At 70.0% G+C, this 19,618-nt stretch carries 16 protein-coding genes; 3 read left to right on the top strand and 13 right to left on the bottom strand.

Annotation, left to right across the window (positions count from 1 at the left end; translation table 11 throughout):
* Positions 1–83 precede the first annotated feature (83 nt).
* Entirely contained in the window at positions 84–1,259 is a 1,176-nt protein-coding gene (locus tag J2S76_RS03700; RefSeq protein WP_307057575.1) for an aminotransferase, read from the bottom strand.
* A gap of 138 nt (positions 1,260–1,397) precedes the next feature.
* On the opposite strand from J2S76_RS03700, the gene J2S76_RS03705 reads away from it, so the two are divergent.
* Positions 1,398–2,360 carry an endonuclease/exonuclease/phosphatase family protein gene (locus J2S76_RS03705; protein ID WP_307057577.1) on the top strand — a complete coding sequence of 321 codons (963 nt, stop codon included), beginning with the start codon at positions 1,398–1,400 and terminating at the stop codon, positions 2,358–2,360.
* A gap of 24 nt (positions 2,361–2,384) precedes the next feature.
* Here J2S76_RS03705 and J2S76_RS03710 read toward each other — a convergent pair whose 3' ends face one another.
* The 8 genes from J2S76_RS03710 to recJ all read right to left on the bottom strand — a co-directional run bounded on the left by J2S76_RS03710 (position 2,385) and on the right by recJ (position 12,993).
* Positions 2,385–3,497: a DUF1513 domain-containing protein gene (locus J2S76_RS03710; protein WP_307057579.1), complete on the bottom strand. Its 1,113-nt coding sequence runs from the start codon at positions 3,495–3,497 to the stop codon at positions 2,385–2,387.
* Between the two features lie 10 nt (positions 3,498–3,507).
* On the bottom strand, positions 3,508–4,632 hold the full coding sequence (locus J2S76_RS03715; RefSeq protein ID WP_307057581.1) for an imelysin family protein: 1,125 nt from the start codon (positions 4,630–4,632) through the stop codon (positions 3,508–3,510).
* A gap of 15 nt (positions 4,633–4,647) precedes the next feature.
* Positions 4,648–5,838 carry a di-heme oxidoredictase family protein gene (locus J2S76_RS03720; protein ID WP_307057582.1) on the bottom strand — a complete coding sequence of 397 codons (1,191 nt, stop codon included), beginning with the start codon at positions 5,836–5,838 and terminating at the stop codon, positions 4,648–4,650.
* A gap of 191 nt (positions 5,839–6,029) precedes the next feature.
* A complete protein-coding gene (locus tag J2S76_RS03725) occupies positions 6,030–7,490 on the bottom strand; it encodes a multicopper oxidase family protein (RefSeq protein ID WP_307057585.1) in 1,461 nt (486 codons plus the stop codon).
* Between the two features lie 7 nt (positions 7,491–7,497).
* Positions 7,498–8,790 carry an imelysin family protein gene (locus J2S76_RS03730; protein WP_307057586.1) on the bottom strand — a complete coding sequence of 431 codons (1,293 nt, stop codon included), beginning with the start codon at positions 8,788–8,790 and terminating at the stop codon, positions 7,498–7,500.
* 160 nt (positions 8,791–8,950) lie between these two features.
* A complete protein-coding gene (locus J2S76_RS03735) occupies positions 8,951–9,250 on the bottom strand; it encodes a hypothetical protein (protein ID WP_307057588.1) in 300 nt (99 codons plus the stop codon).
* 325 nt (positions 9,251–9,575) lie between these two features.
* On the bottom strand, positions 9,576–10,883 hold the full coding sequence (locus J2S76_RS03740) for a TIGR03862 family flavoprotein (RefSeq protein ID WP_307057590.1): 1,308 nt from the start codon (positions 10,881–10,883) through the stop codon (positions 9,576–9,578).
* A gap of 244 nt (positions 10,884–11,127) precedes the next feature.
* Positions 11,128–12,993 (bottom strand): single-stranded-DNA-specific exonuclease RecJ, encoded by a 1,866-nt coding sequence (gene recJ / locus J2S76_RS03745; RefSeq protein ID WP_370874685.1) that lies wholly within the window; start codon positions 12,991–12,993, stop codon positions 11,128–11,130.
* 162 nt (positions 12,994–13,155) lie between these two features.
* Here recJ and J2S76_RS03750 point away from each other — a divergent pair, with 162 nt between their 5' ends.
* Entirely contained in the window at positions 13,156–14,526 is a 1,371-nt protein-coding gene (locus J2S76_RS03750) for an esterase-like activity of phytase family protein (protein ID WP_370874686.1), read from the top strand.
* Between the two features lie 56 nt (positions 14,527–14,582).
* On the opposite strand, the gene J2S76_RS03755 is transcribed toward J2S76_RS03750, so the two are convergent.
* Complete coding sequence (locus J2S76_RS03755; RefSeq protein ID WP_307057592.1) at positions 14,583–15,458, bottom strand: DMT family transporter; 876 nt, start codon at positions 15,456–15,458, stop codon at positions 14,583–14,585.
* A 194-nt stretch (positions 15,459–15,652) separates the two neighbouring features.
* On the opposite strand from J2S76_RS03755, the gene J2S76_RS03760 reads away from it, so the two are divergent.
* Positions 15,653–16,360 carry an alpha/beta hydrolase gene (locus tag J2S76_RS03760; protein WP_307057594.1) on the top strand — a complete coding sequence of 236 codons (708 nt, stop codon included), beginning with the start codon at positions 15,653–15,655 and terminating at the stop codon, positions 16,358–16,360.
* Between the two features lie 250 nt (positions 16,361–16,610).
* Here J2S76_RS03760 and J2S76_RS03765 read toward each other — a convergent pair whose 3' ends face one another.
* The 3 genes from J2S76_RS03765 to J2S76_RS03775 all read right to left on the bottom strand — a co-directional run bounded on the left by J2S76_RS03765 (position 16,611) and on the right by J2S76_RS03775 (position 19,573).
* A complete protein-coding gene (locus J2S76_RS03765) occupies positions 16,611–16,952 on the bottom strand; it encodes a hypothetical protein (protein WP_307057596.1) in 342 nt (113 codons plus the stop codon).
* A 292-nt stretch (positions 16,953–17,244) separates the two neighbouring features.
* Positions 17,245–18,240 (bottom strand): class II fructose-bisphosphatase, encoded by a 996-nt coding sequence (gene glpX / locus J2S76_RS03770; protein ID WP_018390525.1) that lies wholly within the window; start codon positions 18,238–18,240, stop codon positions 17,245–17,247.
* A gap of 13 nt (positions 18,241–18,253) precedes the next feature.
* Complete coding sequence (locus J2S76_RS03775) at positions 18,254–19,573, bottom strand: homoserine dehydrogenase (RefSeq protein WP_307057598.1); 1,320 nt, start codon at positions 19,571–19,573, stop codon at positions 18,254–18,256.
* Positions 19,574–19,618: the final 45 nt, after the last annotated feature.

Here is a 19,618-nt window from a genome sequence, read left to right on the forward strand (position 1 = left end):
TTACCACGGGAAAGGCTGCCTATTTATTCAGCAGAACTGCGCTCAATTACGCACAGCCGGGCACTGAAAACACAACTGCCCACTTAATGCGCAGCCGGCTTCGTCCTTATGGCGGCACCAAGGCCACTCAATCGCTCCAGCGCGCGGTCGAGCGTGGCGTCGGTCTTAGCAAAGCACAGCCGCACCACACTCTCCACCGGGTCCTGCGCATAAAAGGCGGAGACGGGGATCGCCGCCACGCCCTCCCGCGCCACCAGCGAGAGGCAGAACGCCTCGTCGCGCAGGCCGGGATCCAGCGGGGCAAGGTCGACATTGAGGAAATAGGTGCCGGCCGAAGGCAGCACCGGCAGGCCCAGCGCGGTGAGCCCCTGCGCCAGCCGGTCGCGCGAGCGCTGCAGGCCGTCGCGCGTGGCGAGAAACCACTCCCGCTCCTTGCCCAGACCATAGGCGACCGCGTGCTGCAGCGCCGGCGGCGTGGTGAAGGTGAGGAACTGGTGCGCCTTGGACAGCACCCGCATCAATTCCGGCGCGGCACAGACAAAGCCGACCTTCCAGCCGGTCATGCCGAAAATCTTGCCGGCCGAGCCGATCTTCACCGCGCGCTCGCGCATCCCCGGCAGCGACAGCACGGACTGATGTTCCAGACCGTCGAAGATCACATGTTCCCACACCTCGTCGCTCACCAGCACCGCGCCCGAGCGGGTGCAGAAGCCGGCGAGCAGCGCGAGTTCCCCGGCGTCGAACACCCGGCCGGTGGGGTTGTGCGGGTTGTTGAACAGCACCAGCTTCGTGCGCGGGGTGAACGCTTCTGCAAGCGCCTCCTCGGTGAGCCGCCAATGCGGCGGCACCAGCCGGACGAGGCGGGGCACGCCGCCGGCCCGGCGCACGAGGGGGAAATAGGCGTCATAGAGCGGCTGGAACAGCACCACCTCGTCGCCCGGTTCGATCAGCGCCAGCAGCGCGCCGGCAATCGCCTCGGTGGCGCCTGAGGTGATCATCACCTCGCGCTCCGGGTCGAGGTCGAGCCCCTGCCAGTCACGGTAATGATCGGCCACCGCGCGACGCAGGTCCAGTGTGCCCATCATCGGCGGGTACTGGTTCCAGCCGTCCAGCACCGCCTGCGCCGCCTTCTCGCGCACATCGCGCGGGCCGGGATCGTCCGGGAAACCCTGCCCGAGATTGACCGCGTCATGCTGGCGGGCCAGCGCCGACATGGTCTCGAACACGGTGGTCGGCAGCGCGGCGAAAAGGGAGTTCATGGCGGGTCCAGCAGCAGGGGCACGGGCCTTCCTTAGCCCCGCCCCCACGTCGATGAAAGGCCTGCGCCGCGGGTGGCATCGTCATACCGGCGTCAACGCGGCGCCCTAAGCCCTCAGCGGAACACAGGAGCACCCCAGATGAAACGCCTGCTGATCGCCTCGCTGATCACCGCCACCCTGCTGCCGGTGGGGGCGCGGGCGGCCGAGCCCACCGAACTCACCGTGATGAGCTTCAACATCTGGGGCGGTGGCGCCAATGACGGCAAGCCCGTCGATGAGACGCTGGCGGTCATCAAGGCGGTCGACCCGGATATCATCGGCCTTCTGGAATCACGGCCGGAGCCCGACCCCTGCGACGCCGACAACTGCGTGCCGACCGGCCCCAGCGTCGCCAAGGAGATCGCCGGCCGGCTCGGCTATTTCTATTACGATCAGGCCAAGCAGAACCCCGCGCTATGGGGCGGTGCCATCCTGAGCCGCTACCCCATCGTCCAGCCGACGGCGAACGACCTCGGCGTCGAGATCGACGTCAAGGGCCGCAAGGTCTTCGCCTATTCGCTGCACCTGCCGGACTTCCCGTACCAGCCCTATCAGTTGCTCGGCATCGATTACGGCCCGGCGCCGAAGCTGACGACCGCCGACGCGGCGATCGCCGCGGCCAAGGCGGCGCGCGGCCCGGCCATCGACCTGTTCCTGCAGGATCTCAAGGCGGCGGACAGGGCGGACGCGGTGTTCGTGTTCGGCGACTTCAACGAGCCGTCCCATCTCGACTGGACGGACGCGGCGGTGAAGGCCGGTCGCCAGCCCCTCGCCGTCGCGTGGCCGACCTCGCTGCGGATGACGGGCGAGGCCGGCTTTCTCGACCTGTTCCGCGTCGCCTATCCCGACCCCGCCGCCAAGCCCGGCATGACCTGGACCACCACCAGCGCGCCCGCCGACCCGACCGACCATCACGACCGCATCGACTTCACCTATGGCCGCGCTTCGGGCCTCACCGTGCTGAAGGCCGGCATCGTCGGCGAAAAGGCGCCGGAGGCGGACATCGTGGTCACGCCGTGGCCGTCCGACCACCGCGCCACCATGGCCACCGTCCGGTTCTGAGGCGGCGTGCCGGCGCCGCCGGTCTCAGCCCACCAGCACGGCGTGGTTGTCGTAGCGCGGGCCACCCGAGCGGCGGGCGATGACCCCGACCTCGGCACCATCGGTACCGATCAGCACCGTCTCGCCGAGCCCGCTGGTGGCGAGGAACTGGCCGGCCTCCCGCGTCGGGGCAAGGCCGCAGCCATCGACCAGCGGCAGCGACCCGATATAGCGCCCGTCGCGCCGCCACAGCGCCACACGGTTGCCGCGCGGGCTGGCGGCGGCGACATAGGTGCCCGACGCATCGAGCGCCACCGAGCCGACATAGGTGCGCAATCCCCGCCATGCCTCATCAGGCGCGTCGAAGGCGCGCAGCCCCTCCTCCTCTACGGCGTAGAGCAGCGGGCGGGCGACGCCGTCGGCGAGCAAATCCTGCGCCGCCACCACGGTGAAGCCGTCCGCGCCTGAGGTGAGGTGGCGCAGCGAGAGCGAGGCGAGATCCTCGCTGAGCGTTGCGGTCGTTCGCACGGCGCCGGTGGCGGGGTCCAGCCGGGCGATGCCTGAGCCGGCGATCTCGGCGCCGAGCGCCTCCGGCGTGTGCGGCTCGATGCCGCCATTGGCGACGACGAGCGCGCCGCCGGCCGGAAGCATGTCATGCGGGCCGATGCCGGCCGAGGCCCATTCCGCCTCCACCGCGAAACCCGCCTCCACCACGCGGCGGGTGACGACGCCCTGCCCGTCCGCGCGGGCGATCTCCACTGCGAGGAAACGCCGTCCGCCGTCGATGAAGCGGCCATGGCCGGAGAACACCCGCCCCTCGCCCGGCTCGAAGCTCGCCAGCACCGTGCCGGCGCGGCGGTCGAACAGCACGGCTGTCGTGCCGGGCCGACGCGCCACGGCGACGGCCGTGCGCCCGTCCGGGCTCGGCTCCACCCAGTGCAGGCGCTGGGTCGCGGCGCCGACCGTCGTCGCTTCCCGATCGGGGGAGAGCACCACGGGGGCAAAGCCGCCCTGCACGCCGGCCGTCGCCAGCCACTCCGCGTCGAGCAGATGGTCGCGCGCATGCGCCGCCCCGCCGGCGAACAGCACGCGCGGGCCGGCGGCGAGCGCGCCAAGCGTGCCGATCAGCGAGCGGCGGGTGAGGTCGAGAAAGCCCATGGTGCCGCCCTCAATCGCCGTCGAGTGCGTTGAAGCCGAGCGGCACGCCGAGCCCTGATGCCAGCGGCTTGGCGATGCCGGCCTGCGCCGCCTTGAATGCGGCCACCGCCGCCTGCAGGGTCTTGCGCCCCTCGGAAGTGGTGGCAGCGGCGCCGATATCTTCCGGCAGTGCGTCCGCCGCTGTCTGCGCGGCCTGCAGCGTGGCGGCAAGGCTGGCGCGGTCCTTCGGGTCGATCCCGGCGCTCAGCGCCCGCGCCAGCGCGTCGGCGCTGCCGACGATGGCGACGATGGTCTCCTTCGACAGGCCGCTGCGGCGGCGGTCCGCCATCAGCGGCTTGGCTTCGTTGGCGCTCTTGCCGAGCACGACAAGCAGGCGCTGGTCGACCACGCGCTGATAGGCCCCGGCAAGGTCGGTGACGATCTGGCTGAGCAGGGCGTTGGGGTCCGGGAAATAGACCGGGTCGGCCTTGCCGGCGATGAGCTGCGCCAGCAGGCCCTCGCTGCGGCTGCCCCACCCGGTGCGGATTTCCCCGGCAATGGTGGCGAGGTTGCGCGCCACGGCGCGGCCAATGTCGCAGCGCCGCACCGCTTCCGGCCCCGCCAGCAGCGCCGCTTCAGCGCCCTCGTCGTAGAGCACGCGCTCCAGCGCCGGGAGGCCCTGCGCGGCGGCGCTGAGGCGGAAGAAGCGCTGCGGCTGCAGCCGCTCGTCCGTGGGGTCGGCGAGAAGCTCGGCCACCGAGCGGCCGACCGCGTTGCGCCGCTCCGGGAACAGGTTGAACCGGTCCGGTCGCAGCGACAGCATCACCGGCCCAAAGGTAATGAACTCCACCGAAGACCACGCTTGCGAAACGGCGGCGAAGCGCGCCTTCAGTTCCGCCACGCCGGCGGCAGAAGGCGCGGTGCAGAACGCCTCCCACGCTTCCTGCTGCGCCTTCGCGCTCACGAGCAGCGTGTCGTAGCGCGGCAGCAGCCAACTCTCCACGAGCTCGGGCGCGGAGACCGGCGCGGCATGGGCGCGGCCGATGAACAGAGTGGTGAGGAGCGTGCTCGCGGCGGCAATCGCCGGCACGCCCTGAGCCGCCTGCCCGATCTGGCTCGCCAGCGCCAGCGCCACGGCGAAGGGGGATCGGTTCATGTGGAGAGCCTCGCTCTAAAGGGAAGACACATAGTCGATCAGCCGCGCGCGCTCGGTCTTGCCCAGCGCCTCGAAGCGGGCGCGCGCGCCTGATGCCTCGCCGCCATGCCAACCAATGGCCTCCGCCACCGTGGCGGCGCGGCCGTCATGCAACAGGCCGACGCCCCGGTCCAGCGCACTGGCGAGCCCGCCGAGCGGCGCGGTGCGCCATTCCGCCGCCGCCGCGCCGGGCACGCCGGCTGGGTCGGCAAGCCCCTCGCCCATGTCGTGCAGCAGCACATCGGTGTGGAGCGCCAACGTGCCGCCGCCGCGCAGGGGCAGAGCCGGGTGGTGGCAGGTGGCACAGCCGGTGGCGGCAAACAGCTGCCTGCCGGGCGCGTCGAAGCCGCCCTCCGGCACTTTCAACGCCCGGAGATAGGTAACGAGGCGCTGAACGATGGCCTGCGAAATTTCCGGCTCGCCTTCGCCCTCGCGCCCATGCGGCGCGTTGCGGCAGGCGGTCTGCAAGTCGGTGCAGTCGCCCCAGGGTTCCGGGCGCAGCGGCGTCGACAGGCCGAGATCGAGGGAAAAGGCCTCCGAGGCCTGCCCGGCCAGCGTCGGGTGGCTCGCCTTCCAGCCGAAGCGGCCAATGGTGGAGCCACCCTCGGGCGTTGCGAGCCGGCGGGCCCGCCCGCGCACGCCATCGCCGTCGCGGTCATCGGGGTCTTCGAGCGCGAGGATCGCGGCGTCGTCGACAAGCTCCAGCTTGCCGCGCCCGCGCAGATCAGGCGCCGCGCGCAGCGACATATGGGTGGCGGGATCGAGCGGGCCGTAGCCGGGGGCGTCGACGCGCGGGATGCGGCGGCCGTTCTCCACCGTAATGGAGAAGGCGCCCTCCGCCGGCACGCCGGGCAGCGTCATCGTCTCCAGCCGGTGGCCATAGGCGGGATCGCCGCTGCCATCGCTGCGGAAGAGGGAGAGCACCAGCCCCAAGCCTTGCGGGCGGCCGGCCGCGTCAAGCGCCGTCGCGCCGGCCCCACCGCCGGCGGGGTGGCAGGCGGCGCAGGAGCGCGCATCGAACAGCGGGCCGAGCCCGTCATTGGCGCGGGTGGAACTCGGCGCCGGCACCCAGGGCCGCTCGAACAGCGCCTTGCCGATGGCGGCGTCGAGGCGGGCGTCCTCGGCACATAGTGGTGCGGGAAGCAGCAGGGCCCAGAGCAGGACCACGCTGCCGATGATGCCGCTGCGCGGAGTCTTTCGTGGGTCCCGGATCGGCGCTCCGGCTGCGCCTCCGCTGGTCCGGGACACGAGGCTGTTTCCCGGACAAGCCGCGCGCCGCGCGGCGCCGATCCGGGACCCAGGGGAGACGCCCCCGGAGGCGGCATCTGCTTCACAATGGGGATGCTGTCCGCCCGCCATCACACGATCCGGAACCAGCCCATCATCCCGGTCTCCATATGCTCCAGGATGTGGCAGTGAAACACCCAGTCACCGGGGGCGGCGACGAAGGCGATCTCGACCGCCTCGCCGGGCTGCACCAGCACCGTATCGGCGAAGTGGCGCGGCAGGCGATCGAGGCTGGAGGCCCGCACCTCGAAGGCATGGCCGTGCAGATGGACGGGATGGGGAAAGCGCGTCTCGTTCTTGATCTCGACCACATAAGACGTGCCGGTCGTCATGCGGGCGAGCGGCGGCGGCACGCTGCGGTTGGCGCCGGTGGGCCAGGATTCGGACTGGATGCCCCAATAGGTGGTCGCGCCGACGCACAGGCTGTCGATCAGCGCCGTGGCGAGCGGATCATCCGCCGGCAGGGCGATTTCCTTCACCGCCTGACCGGTCGCCTGCTGCAGGGTGAAGGAGAGCCGCGCCGCCCGCTTCATGTCGGGCTGGGGCAGATCCGCCTTTGGCAGGGCCAGCGGACCCTTTCGCGGCTTGCTCACCCGGCCCTCGGCGGTGAGGGTGGCGAAGTGGTAGATGTCGGCGGCGCGGTAATCGCCCAGCGTCACCGGCGAGCCGTCGGCCGGCATGCGGATGTCGAGGTCGATACGCTGAGCCGGGCCCATGCGCCAGATACCGTCCGGCAGATCGTCGAGCCGCACCGGGGGCAAAGCATGGCCATCGACGGCGATGAGCCAGGCGTCGCCGCCCTCCACGCCGATATCCATGATGCGGGTGGAATCGATGTTGAGGATACGCAGGCGCGCGTGGCCGCCGGCGGGCGCCTTCAGCTCCAGCGCGGCGGCGCCGTTGACGGTGCGGGTCGCGCCGAAGGTGCCGGCCTTCGAGGCGCCCTCCGGCTCGGTGAGGGGGAGGAAGCTGCCATCCGGCGCGAGGCGCCAATCCTTCAGGCACAGCACATGCTCGGCATCGAAGGCCGGGTCCCGCGTGTCCTCGACGATCAGCACGCCGGCAAGGCCCATGCCGGCCTGCCCGGTCTCGTCGCAATGGGGATGGAAAAAGAAGGTACCGGGATCGTCCAGCGGCAGCAGGTGCACGAAGCGGCTGCCCGGCTGCACCAGAGGCTGGGTGAGCGTGGGTACGCCGTCATATTCGTTCGGCATGCGGATGCCGTGGAAATGCAGGGTGGAGCCCTCGTCGATGCCGTTGACGAAGGTCGCCTTCAGCCGCGTGCCACGCGGCATACGCAGCGTCTGGAACGGGGTGCAGTCATAGGCGAGGATGCGGGTCGCGGGCTTGTCCGGGCCGAGGAGCTTCAGTTCCATCTCGCCGGCGGTGAGCGTCACCTCGCGGGTCGGCTCGAACGGCGCGGCCGCGCGGGCGACGCCGGCGCGGGTCGGCGCGAGCAGGGCCAGCCCACCGATCGCCGCGCCCGCGCCAAGGAAGGCGCGGCGCGAGAAACCCGCGCCGCCGCTGTTCATGTCGCGCTCACTCGCCGACCTTGGAGGGATCGTCCAGGCTGTCCGAGCCCTCGACCTTGATCTTGAGCTTGAGCGCGCCGACCACGCCTTCCAGGGCGCGGGTCTGGGCGACGAGCGAATCGACACCCTTCTGCACCAGTGCGTTGCCCTCGGCATTGCCTTCGCCGATCATCTGGTCATAGGCCTGCTTGCCGCTGTCGGCCTCGTCCTTGATCGCCTTCAGCGCCGCCAGCGCGGCGTCGATCTTGGCCTCGGCCTCGGCGGCCGCCTTCGGCGCCTTGGCATTGGCATAGGCCGCGACCGACGCGCCCTCGACAACGGAGCCGTCGACGCGGGTGTATTTGCCGCGATAGATCGCGGCGATGCCGACCTCGTCGTAATAGTGCGAATTGTGGGTGTTGTCGGAGAAGCAGTCATGCTCCTCTTCCGGGTCGTGCAGGATGAGGCCGAGCTTCATCCGCTCACCCGCTAGTTCGCCATAGGAGAGCGAGCCGAGGCCGGTGAGGATGGTGCCGAGCGCGGCCTTGTCCTTCTGCTTCGCCACGGCGGCGCGGGCCTTGCCCTTCTTGCCCCACCACTTGGCCATGTCTTCGAGGTCGGACACCAAGAGGTCGGTGGCGGCCTTGAGATAGGCCGCGCGGCGCTCGCAATGGCCGTTGCTGCAATTGGCGGTGTCGTAATCGGTGACGGGGCGCTTGCCGGCGCCCGGACCCGTGCCGTTGAGGTCCTGACCCCAGAGCAGGAATTCGATGGCGTGGTAGCCGATGGCGACGTTGGATTCGACGCCGCCGGCCTCCTGCAGGCTGTCGAGCAGCTTCGGGGTGATGTTGGTGGCGTCGATGGTCTTCTTGCCGACCCGGATCTTGGTGTTGGCGATCACATTGGCGGTGTAGAGCGGGTTCTCGTCGGACGTATCGCCATAGCTCTTGTCGACATAGTCGATCAGGCCTTCATCCAGCGGCCAGGCGTTCACGCGGCCTTCCCACTCGTCGACGATGGCGTTGCCGAAGCGGAAGCCCTCGGTCTGCTGGTAGGGCACGCGCGCGGCCTTCCAGGCCGCCTTGGCGGCGTCGAGATTGGCCTCGGTCGGGGTGGCGATGAGGGTGTTCACCGCGCCCTGCAGCGCCTTGGCGGTGGTCAGGCTGTCGGTGTACATCGCCTCGGCAATGTCGGCATAGGTGGCGACAATGTCCTTCACCTTCGGCGCCGGAGTGTCGGCGGCGGCCGGGCCGGCGGCAAAGGCCGCCCCCAGCGCAAGGGCCGCGACGAGCGGCACGGCGAACAGTGATCTGGCTCGCATGGATGGTCTCCTTCCGCGCCCCCGGGCGCCTTAGCGGGAGACTCCTACGCCACGGCCGAAATCGACTGCAAGTGTTCGGCCTCAGATTAGAATTGTTTCACTTTAAAACAACGGCCGAAATCTAAGCGCCATCACAAACCTGCAGCAAAAATACTTTCAGTCACGCCGTCGACGATGACGCAACGTCACACAGAGGCTGGAGCGCTTCCGCCAGCTCCGCATCGGTGACGGTCGACAGCGGCTTCATCAACTTGGCCGCCTCGGTGCGCTGGCCGGGCCGCATCACCAGCACCACCGTCTCCGCGCCGCCGCAGGCCGGGTCGCCACAGGCGATCTCGCTGATGGAAATGGTGGTTTCCTCGTCCACCCCGAGGATGAGCCGCGCCTTGGCGGCCAGCTCGCGGGCGGCGTCGGGTGCCGCCTCGGCGCTGGCGCCCCGGCGGAAGAACAGACGTGCCATCGTGCCTCCTGCACATTCGCGCCGCCCCCGCCCGCAAGGGAGCGCTCCCCGCCAGCAGGTAAGCCCGCCGCCGTCCCGGCGCAAGCGGGCCCACCCGCCCCCGCCACCCCGGCTGGCGCAAGTAAAACGCCGACCATTAGTTTAGAACTATAACAATACTGGAAGATAATCATTGTTCGTGACGACGAACCCGCGTATTCATCCCACCAACGCCGGAGAGAAGCCGCGAATACATCAAGCGGCACCCGCTCCCACCGGCACCGATTTCGCGAGGCCACTTCCCGGCAGGTCTCGTGAACCACGCGGGACGACGGCACGCGCTCCCTCAGCCGTCGTCCCGCGACCACTCCTCGGCCACAGCCGCCGCCCCCGCTTCCCATCGGCCGCGCCACGGCGCCGGCTGGCCAAGGCCGAGCCGCGCCAGCATCCCGCAGGCGGCGGAATGGCCGGTGGCAAACGAGGCCTGCAGCAGATAGCCCCCCGTCGGCGCCTCCCAGTTCAGCATCTCGCCAGCGACAAACACGCCCGGCCGCGCCTTCAGCATCAGCTGGTCATCCATCATGGCGCGGGTGACGCCGCCGGCGGTGGAGATCGCCCGCTCCAGCCCGGCCATGCCAGTGGCTGCGAGCGGCAGCGCCTTGATCCGCGCCGCCAGCGCGGCGTGATCGGCCGGCAGCGGCCCGGCCTCGCGCAGCAAGCCGGCGGCGGCGGGGGAGAGGCCGGCGGCCTTGCGCAGGCGGTTGGACATGGATTCGCCCTTGCGGCTGGCCGCCAGCCGCACGGCCAGCGCGTCGGCCGCCACATCCGGGCGCAGGTCGACCAGGAGAGTGGCCGCGCCCTCGCGTGCGATCGCCTCGCGCAGGACGGCGGAAAGCGCATAGACCGCGCCGCCCTCCAGCCCGGCGCCGTCGATCATCGCCTCGCCGCGCACGCGCGTCGCCCCCAAGGAGAGCGCGATGCGCTTGAGCGGCGCGCCGGCGAAGCGGGCGCGGAACGGCGCCGACCAGTCGATCCGCACGCCGCTATTGGCCGGGCGCAGCGGGGCGATCTCCACCCCCTGCTCCCACAGAAGGTCCGCCCAGCTGCCATCGCTGCCGAGCCGCGGCCAGCTGGCGCCGCCGAGCGCGAGCAGGACGGCCCCGGCCGCCACCTCCATTTCGCCCTCCGGCCCGGCAAGGCGCAGCGCGCCCTCGCGGTTCCAGCCAAGCCAGCGGTGGCGACTCTTCAGCACCACGCCGAGACCGTCGAGCCGCGCCAGCCAGGCCCGCAGCAGCGGCGAGGCCTTGAAGCTGCGCGGGAACACCCGCCCGCTGGAGCCGACGAAAATCGGCTCGCCCAGCCCCTCCGCCCAGTCCCGCAGTCGGGCGGGCGGAAAGGCGTCGAGGATCGGCGCCAGCCAATCGGCCGCCGTGCCGTAGCGGGCGAGGAAGGGTGCGCGCGGCTCGGAATGGGTGAGGTTCAGCCCGCCGCGCCCGGCGATGAGGAATTTTCGCGCCGGGGACGGCATGCGGTCATAGAGCGTCACCTCGCAGCCGGCGCCCGCCAGCACCTCCGCCGCCATAAGCCCGGCCGGGCCGGCGCCGATGATGGCGATGAGCGGATTTCGCGAATCGTTTCCAGCCTTTGGCGTCACGGGCTCAGCTTCCGATTCAATGTGAGCCGCGTCCGGATTGCCGAGTCGCGCCCGAGGCTTGCGGGCGGCGGTTGAAACACCGATTCCGGGATGCCGTTGCGGCGCTCGAGGCCGGGCCCGCCCCGTCCATCACGGCGTGCGGGACGCGCATAGCCGTGGATCCCCGGGTCAAGCCCGGGGATGACGACGCCTGAGCGGGTCGCTCATTGCCTGATTCCAGATCCTGCCCCAAGCTCATGATGCGTCAGCCGATTTCGGGGGAGCAGGCGTCTGATATGCGCAGGCTCACCTGGGTCCGGCCCTGCCAGGAGTCCAGATCAAGCGTGCCCGCCACATGCAGCAATTGCCCGCGCGCCTCCAGCAGCGCATTGCCGAGCGGGGTGTCGACGGCGCGGAACACGACGCCTGATATCGTCGCCCCATCAGTGCTGCGCAGGCGCACGCGGATCTGGCCGGCGCTGCCCGCCTCGGCATAGACCACGCGATGGGCAGGAAAGGCGAAGACCGGCTGCGGGTTGCCGGCGCCGAAGGGCCCGGCCCGCTCCATCAGTTCCACCAGCTCGGGCGTCGCCCCGGCCGCCGAGAGGGCACCGTCGATCAGGATCTCGTCCACCGCCCGCGCCTTCTCCACCGTCGCCGTCAGCGCCTGTTCGAGATAGGCGCGCAGATCGCCGAGACGGCCGCGCGCGATGGTGAGGCCCGCCGCCATGGCATGGCCGCCGCCCTTCACCAATATGCCGGCCTCCACCGCCCCGCGCACCGCCCGGCCGACATCGACGCCGGGGATGGAACGGGCCGAGCCGGCGCCGGTCTCGCCGGTGAAGGCGATGGCGAAGGCGGGGCGGCCGAATTTTTCCTTCAACCGCGCCGCAACCAGGCCGACCACGCCGGGGTGCCAGCCCTGCCCGCTGGAGAGCACCACCGCCCCGACGCCGGCGAGGCCCAGCGCCGCCTCGGCCTCCGCCTCCGCCTCGGCGACGATGGCGCGTTCCACCTGCTGGCGCTCGGCGTTGAGCCGGTCGAGCTCGGCGGCGATCTTCTGCGCTTCGATCGGGTCGCGGGTGAGCAGCAGCCTTGTGCCGAGCGTGGCATCGCCGATACGCCCGCCGGCATTGATGCGCGGCCCGAGCAGGAAGCCGAGATGCCACGCCTTGGGGGGGCCCGAGAGCCGGGCCGCGTCCATCAGCGCGGTCAGCCCCGGCCGCTCGCGCTTGCGCAGCTGGATCAGCCCCTTGGTGACATAGGCGCGGTTGAGCCCGAGGAGGGGCACCACATCCGCCACCGTGCCCAGCGCCACGAGGTCGAGGCTGGCGAGCAGGTCCGGCGCCGGCCGCTCTTTGGTCCACCAGCCGCGCTGGCGCAGCTCGCGCAGCAGCCCGACGGCAACGACGAAGACGAGGCCGACGGCGCACAGATGGCCGAGGCCGGAAAGGTCGTCGGCGCGGTTGGGGTTCACCAGCGCAGCCACCTCGGGCAGTTCCTCGCCCGCCTGGTGATGGTCGATCACCACCACGTCGAGACCCAGCTCGCGGGCGCGGGCGAAGGGCTCAAAGCTCATCGTGCCGCAATCCACCGTGACCAGCAGCGTCGCCCCGCGCTCGGCCAGCGCCTCGATGGCGGGGATGTTGGGGCCATAGCCCTCGAAGATGCGGTCGGGGATGTGGAAGGCCGGGTCCAGCCCGCCGGCGCTCAGCACCTCCACCAGCAGGGCGGTGGCGGTGGCGCCGTCAACATCATAATCGCCGAACACCGCCACCTTCTCGCCCCGCATCACCGCATCGGCGAGGCGGGCGACGCAGGGCGCCATGTCGGTCAGCGTGTCGGGGTCGGGCAGCAGGCGCTTCACCGTCGGGTCGAGCCAGGCCTCGACGGCGTCGATGGCGACGCCGCGCCCGGCCAGCACCCGGGCCAGAATCTCCGGCACGCCGTGGCGCTGCACGATGGCGAGCGTGGTCTGCGCCCCGCGCGCGTCCAGCCGCTCGCGCCAGAAGCGGCCGGTGGCGGAGCGGGAGACGCCGAGAAAGGGACGCGGCGGCGGGGCGGCGGTGGGAAGGACGAGACTCATGGGGCGCAGGATAAGCCCGAACAACGCGCCCGCGTCGAGAGCCATGCCGCGTCGGCCGGCCTTCGCGCCGCCGGGGATGGGCCGCGCGGTTCATTTATCTGTCATCGCGCCGTTGCGCGCCCGACATGGGCAGGGGTCAGGAAGGCAGCTCGGCATTGCCGACCTCAGGCATTGCCGATCTCTCTTGCCCCCCAAAGGAGAAGCGCCATGGCCCTCCCCGTCCTCCGCCCCTGCCTGCTCGCCGGCGTCGCCCTCGCGGCGATGGTCCTTGGCTCCACCGGCCTGCGCGCCGACGAGGCCTTTCCCGCTACGCTGGCCGGCCACGCCGTGCTGCCGGCGCAGACCTTTATCGCCATGCCGGACGACGCGCCCGCCGACCTCAAGGTCTCCGGCAAGTTCACGTCAGGCACCCGCGTCGAGGCGGTTGGCACGGTGGAAGGCAAGTCAGCCGGCCGCCCCACCGGCGTCTCGGTGCCGTTCCAGGGCCAGCCGGTGCAGGGCCATTCCGGCATCAAGGTGATGCCGGACGGCAGCTTCTGGATCATCACCGACAACGGCTTCGGCTCGAAGGCCAACAGCCCGGACGCGGCGCTGTTCCTGCGCCACTACACAGTGGACTGGGCGACCGGCGCCTTCCAGCCGATCGAGACGGTGTTCCTCACCGATCCCGACAAGAAGGTGCCGTTCCGCATCGTTCATGAAGGCACGGAAAAGCGCTACCTCACCGGCGCCGATTTCGACATTGAGAGCTTCCAGATCATCGGTGACCAGCTCTGGATCGGCGAGGAGTTCGGCCCCTACCTGATCAAGGCCGACAAGACCGGCAAGGTGCAGGCGGTGTTCGAGACCGTGGCCGGCGAGACGCCGGTGCGCTCGCCCGACCATTACGCCGTCGCCTCCCCCGCCGCGCCGAACGCGCCCGCCACCTTCAATGCCCGCCGTTCCAAGGGCTATGAGGGCATGGCCGCCTCCAAGGATGGCAAGTATCTGTACGCCCTTCTGGAAGGCCCGCTGTGGGACGCGGACAAGAAGGACTGGCAGAAGACAGCGGACGGCAAGGAATTCCTGCCGATCCTCGAATTCGACGTCGCCGCTGAGAAGTGGACGGGGCGCATGTGGCAGTACGTTCTGGAGCAGAACGGCAACGCCATCGGCGATTTCAACATGATCGACGGCACCACCGGCCTCATCATCGAGCGCGACAATGGCGAGGGCACGCAAGACAAGGCCTGCGCCTCCGGGACCAAGGGGCCGGACTGCTTCCACGACCTCGCCAAGTTCAAGCGCATCGTCAAGATCGAGCTGACCGACGCCAATGCCGGCCAGCCGGTGCGTAAGATCGGCCATATCGACCTGATGAAGATCGCCGACCCGGACAAGCTCGCCCGCAAGCCGCTCAATGACGGCGTGCTGACCTTCCCCTTCTTCACCATCGAGAATGTCGACGTGGTCGACGCCACCCACATCGTGGTCGGCAACGACAACAACCTGCCCTTTTCCTCCTCGCGCGACCCGGCGAAGGCGGATGACAATGAGCTGATCCTGCTGGAAGTGGGCGATTTCCTGAAGGCGAAGTAAGCCGCCTTCGCGGGTGACATCGGGGCCGGGGCGGCAACGCGCCGGCCTTCGCGCGTTCACGCCGTGTCGGGCAGCGTCGGATCGGGAAGGTTGCGCGGTCGGCGCAGAATGAGGGCGACGCCCGCCACCATGACAAGCGCGCCGATCATCTTCACCGGCGAGGGATCGTCGCCGATCAGAAGGATGCCGAACGCCACCGTGAGCAGCGGGTTGAGCATCGAATAGGGCACGACCGCGTTGATCGAATGGCGCTGCAGCAGCCAGTACCAGATGCCGTAGCCGATGATCGACGAGCCGATGGCGCTGTAGACCACGCAGAACCAGCCATGCCAGCCGGCCGTCGTCACCATCCACCAGCGGTCGGATTCAAAGATCCACGACATAACAAGCAATTGCGGGATCGCCAGCAGCGAGGACCAGCCCATCATGGTCATCGGCCGCACGCCCTTCAGCTCCTTGACGATGAGGTTCGTCACCGCCCAGCCGGTGGCGCTGGCCAGCAGCAGCACCAGCGAGAGCGGCGGCGGCAGGGTCGGCCCGGCGGCGATCAGCCCGATGCCGGCCACCGAGACGAGAAGGCCGGCCAGCCGGACCTTGCCGAGCGGCTCCTTCAGCACCAGGCAGGCCAGCACGGTGGCGATCGGCGCGCCGAGCTGGATGATGACGGCGCTGGTGCCGGCCTCGGAATTGGCCAGCGCGGCGAACAGCAGGCCGAAATGCATCGTGCCGAAGGTGAAGGACACCAACAGCACGCCAAGGAACTGGTCGCGCGTGATGCGCAGCACCGGGCACAGCAGCACCGACACGAGCGTGAAGCGCAGCGCGCTCATCATCATGGGCGGGATTTCCGCGATGCCGAGCTTCACGGCAATCATGTTCAGCGCCCAGACGCCGATGACGGCGAGGGCGAGCAGCTTGTGCGTGAACGGCATCGAGAACCGGCGGCGGCAGGAGACGACAGGACGGCCCCGGGGCGGGCCGCGCACCGCACGCGGCGAGTCGCGTGTCGGCAGATCGGCTGATAGTCCACCGCCCGGCATCTGCAAAGACCCGCAGCGCCATGCCTGCCCTGCGCGGCCCTCATGACGCGGCAACCCGCCGGGTTGCACACACGGGCGGGAACATTATGGTGCGCGCCATGCTGAACCTGTCGCTCCTCGGCCGCCTCGCCTTCACCCATGCCGCCCCGACCAAGCCGGCGCTCGCGCCCGGCCGTCATGATCTCGGCCTGTTCGAGACTCGCGACGCCGTGCTGGTCGTGCCGGAGGGAATCGACCCCGCCCGCCCGACGCCGCTGGTCACGCTGTTCCATGGCGGCGGCGGCAGCGCCGAAAAAATCCTGCCGATGATGCACGCGCATGCGCAGGCGCGCGGCTTCCTGCTGCTGGTGCCGCAATCGCTGCTGCCGACCTGGGACATCGTGATCGCCGGCAACGGGCCGGACCTGGAGCGGCTGGACACCGCGCTGGCCGAGGTGGCCGCGCGTTTCGCGCTCGACCCCACCCATTTCGCCTTTGCCGGCCATTCGGATGGGGGCAGCTATTCGCTCTCCACCGGGCTGAGCAATGGGCGGATCGTCAGCCACATCCTCGCCTTCTCCGCCGGCTTCATGACCGTGCTGGCGCAGGAGGGAGCACCCAAGGTGTTCATCGCCCACGGCCAGAACGACACCCAGACGCCGATCAGCACCGCCGGCCGCTCCCACGCCGCCAAGCTGCGCCCGGCCGGCTATGAGCTGACCTATGTCGAGCACCCCGGCCCGCACGCCTGGCAGCCGGAGATGGTGCGGCTCGGCGTGGACACGTTCCTGAAGGATGTGGCGCGGGCGGGGTGAGAACGCCGCGTCCCGCAAAGGCCGCGCCCACGGCCTGCAAAACCCGCCCCGTATCCCGGACAAGCCGCGCCCGCGCGGCGCCGATCCGGGACACGGGGGAACCGCCCGCGGTCATGGCCGGGCCAAGCCCGACCATGACCGCGCTCTGTTTTCGCGCCGCCTGGAATAGACATCCGGCACTGCGGCCGCGACACAAAAAAGGCCGGCGCGAGGCCGGCCTTTCCGCAGACGATGCGCAGCTTTCAGTGGCTCACGCGACCTTCTTGGCGCCCTTGGCGAGTTCGGCGATCTCGCCCTCATATTTGGCGACCAGCGCGGCGAAGTCGCTCGGGCCGGCCTTGAGCGCGGCCTTCACATCCGAGGCCCAGGTGGTGTTGCGCAGGGTGAAGGTGTTGGTGGCGGAAGAGCCGTACTTCGTGGAGAAGGCGACGTTCAGCTTGAACGGGATCGGCTCGGAGGCGAGGTAATTGGTGGTCGGGTGCTCCTTGACGAAGGCCGTATAGGCCTCGGCGACCTCCTGGTACTTCTCGGCGCCGATCAGCGCGTCGATCTGGGTCAGCAGGGGCGGAAGCAGCGAATGAGGAGCGGTCATGATGGGTCGTTCCCTTGGCAATTGGCTTGGCGTTCGGGTGCGGGGCGCTCCTCGCGGGCGCGCCTGCGCACGGCTCTGGTATACATCACACCGAGCCGCGACCAAAGCGCGCGATGAGGGCCGGCGTTCAGGCGCCCTGCACCGCACGGCGAAATGAAAACGGGGCGCCGAAGCGCCCCGAATGGTCGATCTCGTCATCCCGGCCGGCGCGCGGTGGAAAGGCGCGATCGCTCTCCCCTCGGCACGCGATCCCGGATCGGCCTTCGGCCGTCCGGGATGACAGGGGACAGCCTCAGCCGAGATGGAACTTGGAAAGGTCGCGGTGCTCGGCCTCGATCCAGCGCACCGTGCCGGTGGCCGAGCGCATGACGACGGTGTGGGTCTTCACCACGCCGCGCTCATATTTCACGCCCTTGAGCAGATTGCCGGTGGTCACGCCGGTGGCGGCGATCAGGCAGTCGCCGCGCACCATGTCGGTGATGGTGTAGATCTTCTTCGGGTCGGAGACGCCCATCTTCTTGGCGCGCTCGCGCTTGGCCTCGCTGTCGAGGATGAGGCGGGTATACATCTCGCCGCCGATGCAGCGCAGCGCCGCCGCCGCCAGCACGCCCTCGGGGGCGCCGCCAGTGCCGAGATAGATGTCGATGCCGGTCTCGTCAGGATTGGTGGTGTGGATCACGCCGGCGACGTCGCCATCGGCAATCAGCTGCACTGCCGCGCCGGTGCGGCGAGCCGCCTCGATGATGGCGGCATGGCGCGGCCGGTCGAGGATCAGCGCGGTGATCTCGGAGGGCTTCACGCCCTTGGCTCGGGCCAGCGACTGGATGTTGTCCTCGGGGCTGGCGTCGATGTTGATCGTGCCCTTGGGGTAGCCCGGGCCGATGGCGATCTTTTCCATGTAGACGTCGGGCGCGTAGAGCATGGTGCCGCCCTCGGCCATCGCCATCACGGCGATGGAGCCGGGCATGTCCTTGGCGCACAGCGTGGTGCCTTCCAGCGGGTCGACAGCGATGTCCACCGCCGGGCCCTTGCCGGTGCCGACCTCCTCGCCGATGAACAGCATCGGCGCCTCGTCGCGCTCGCCCTCGCCGATGACGATGCGGCCGGCGATCGGCAGGCGGTTCAGCTCGCGGCGCATGGCGTCCACCGCCGCCTTGTCCGCCGCCTTCTCGTCGCCGCGCCCGCGCAGGCTGGCCGATGCCACCGCCGCGCGCTCGGTGACGCGCACCAGCTCTAACGTCAGGATGCGCTCCAGCGCCTGGTCCGCCTTGACCCTAATCTCCGCCATCGTCCCCGCCCCCTCAGTCCTTCTCGATCCGTATCACCTGCGGCGGCGAGGCGATGACGCCATCGATCTCGATGGCCTCGATCGCGCGGCGCACCGCGTCCTCATTGGTGGCATAGGTGACCAGCACCACAGGTGCCGGGTTCTCCGCGCTTTCCGCGCGCTCCCCACCATGAGGCCGGCCGCGACGGTGCTGCATTATGGACTCGAGCGAGATGTTCTGCTCGGCCATATGTCGGGCAATGGCTGCCGCCGTTCCGGGCCGGTCGACCGCGGCGAGGCGGATATAATAGCCGCCCTCGTGACGGCGGATCGCCGCCTTCTCGGCCGGCTGCAGGCTCGACGCCTTCCAGCCGAAAGGCGCTCCGCCCCTTGCCGCTGCGGCATCGCACAGGTCCGCGACCACGGCGGAGGCGGTGGCATCGCCGCCGGCGCCGGGGCCGACAAGCGTCAGCGCCACCGCGTCGCCGTCGATCGCCACCGCGTTGGTGACGCCGGAGACCTGCGCGATCGGCCAATGTTTAGGCACCATGGTGGGATGCACGCGCAGCTCCACCTGCCCGCCGATTCGGGCGGCGACGCCGAGCAGCTTGATCCGGTAGCCCAGCTCGTCCGCCGCCTCGATATCGGCCAGCGTGATCGAGCGGATGCCCTCGATATGGATCGCCTCCGGGTCCGGCTGCACGCCGAAAGCCAGCGCGGCAAGCAAAGCCAGCTTGTGGGCGGTGTCGAAGCCGTCGACATCGAAGGTCGGGTCTGCCTCGGCATAGCCGAGCTTCTGCGCCTGGTCGAGGCAGATATCGAAGGACAGCCCCTCCTCCTGCATCCTTGTCAGGATGTAGTTGCAGGTGCCGTTGAGAATGCCGGAGACGCGGGCGATCTCGTTGCCGAGCAGCGCCTCGCGCAGGGTTTTGATGACGGGAATGCCACCCGCGACGGCCGCCTCGAAATGGATGGCGACGCCCGCTGCCTCGGCGGCAGCGGCGAGCGCGACGCCATGATGGGCGAGCAGCGCCTTGTTGGCGGTGACGACGGAATGGCCCGCCGCGATCGCGGCCTCGACCGCTGCCTTGGCGGTGCCGTCCGGCCCGCCGATCAGCTCGACGAAGACATCGATGTCGGGGTCGCGGGCAAGTTCCACCGCGTCGTCATACCAGCGCAGGCCGGAAAGATCGCAATCGCGGTTGCGCGAACGGTCGCGGGCGCTGATGGCCACCACTTCGACCGGCCGGCCGACGCGCGCGGCAATCGCCTCCGCCCGCCGGGCCAGCATACGCACCACACCCGCGCCGACCGTACCGAGGCCGGCGATGCCAATTTTCAGCGGCGGCGCCATTGTGTGTCCGAACTCAACAAACGTTCCGAATGCGGCGCCGCCCGA

This window comes from Ancylobacter vacuolatus (genome assembly GCF_030813595.1).
Taxonomy (GTDB): domain Bacteria; phylum Pseudomonadota; class Alphaproteobacteria; order Rhizobiales; family Xanthobacteraceae; genus Ancylobacter; species Ancylobacter vacuolatus.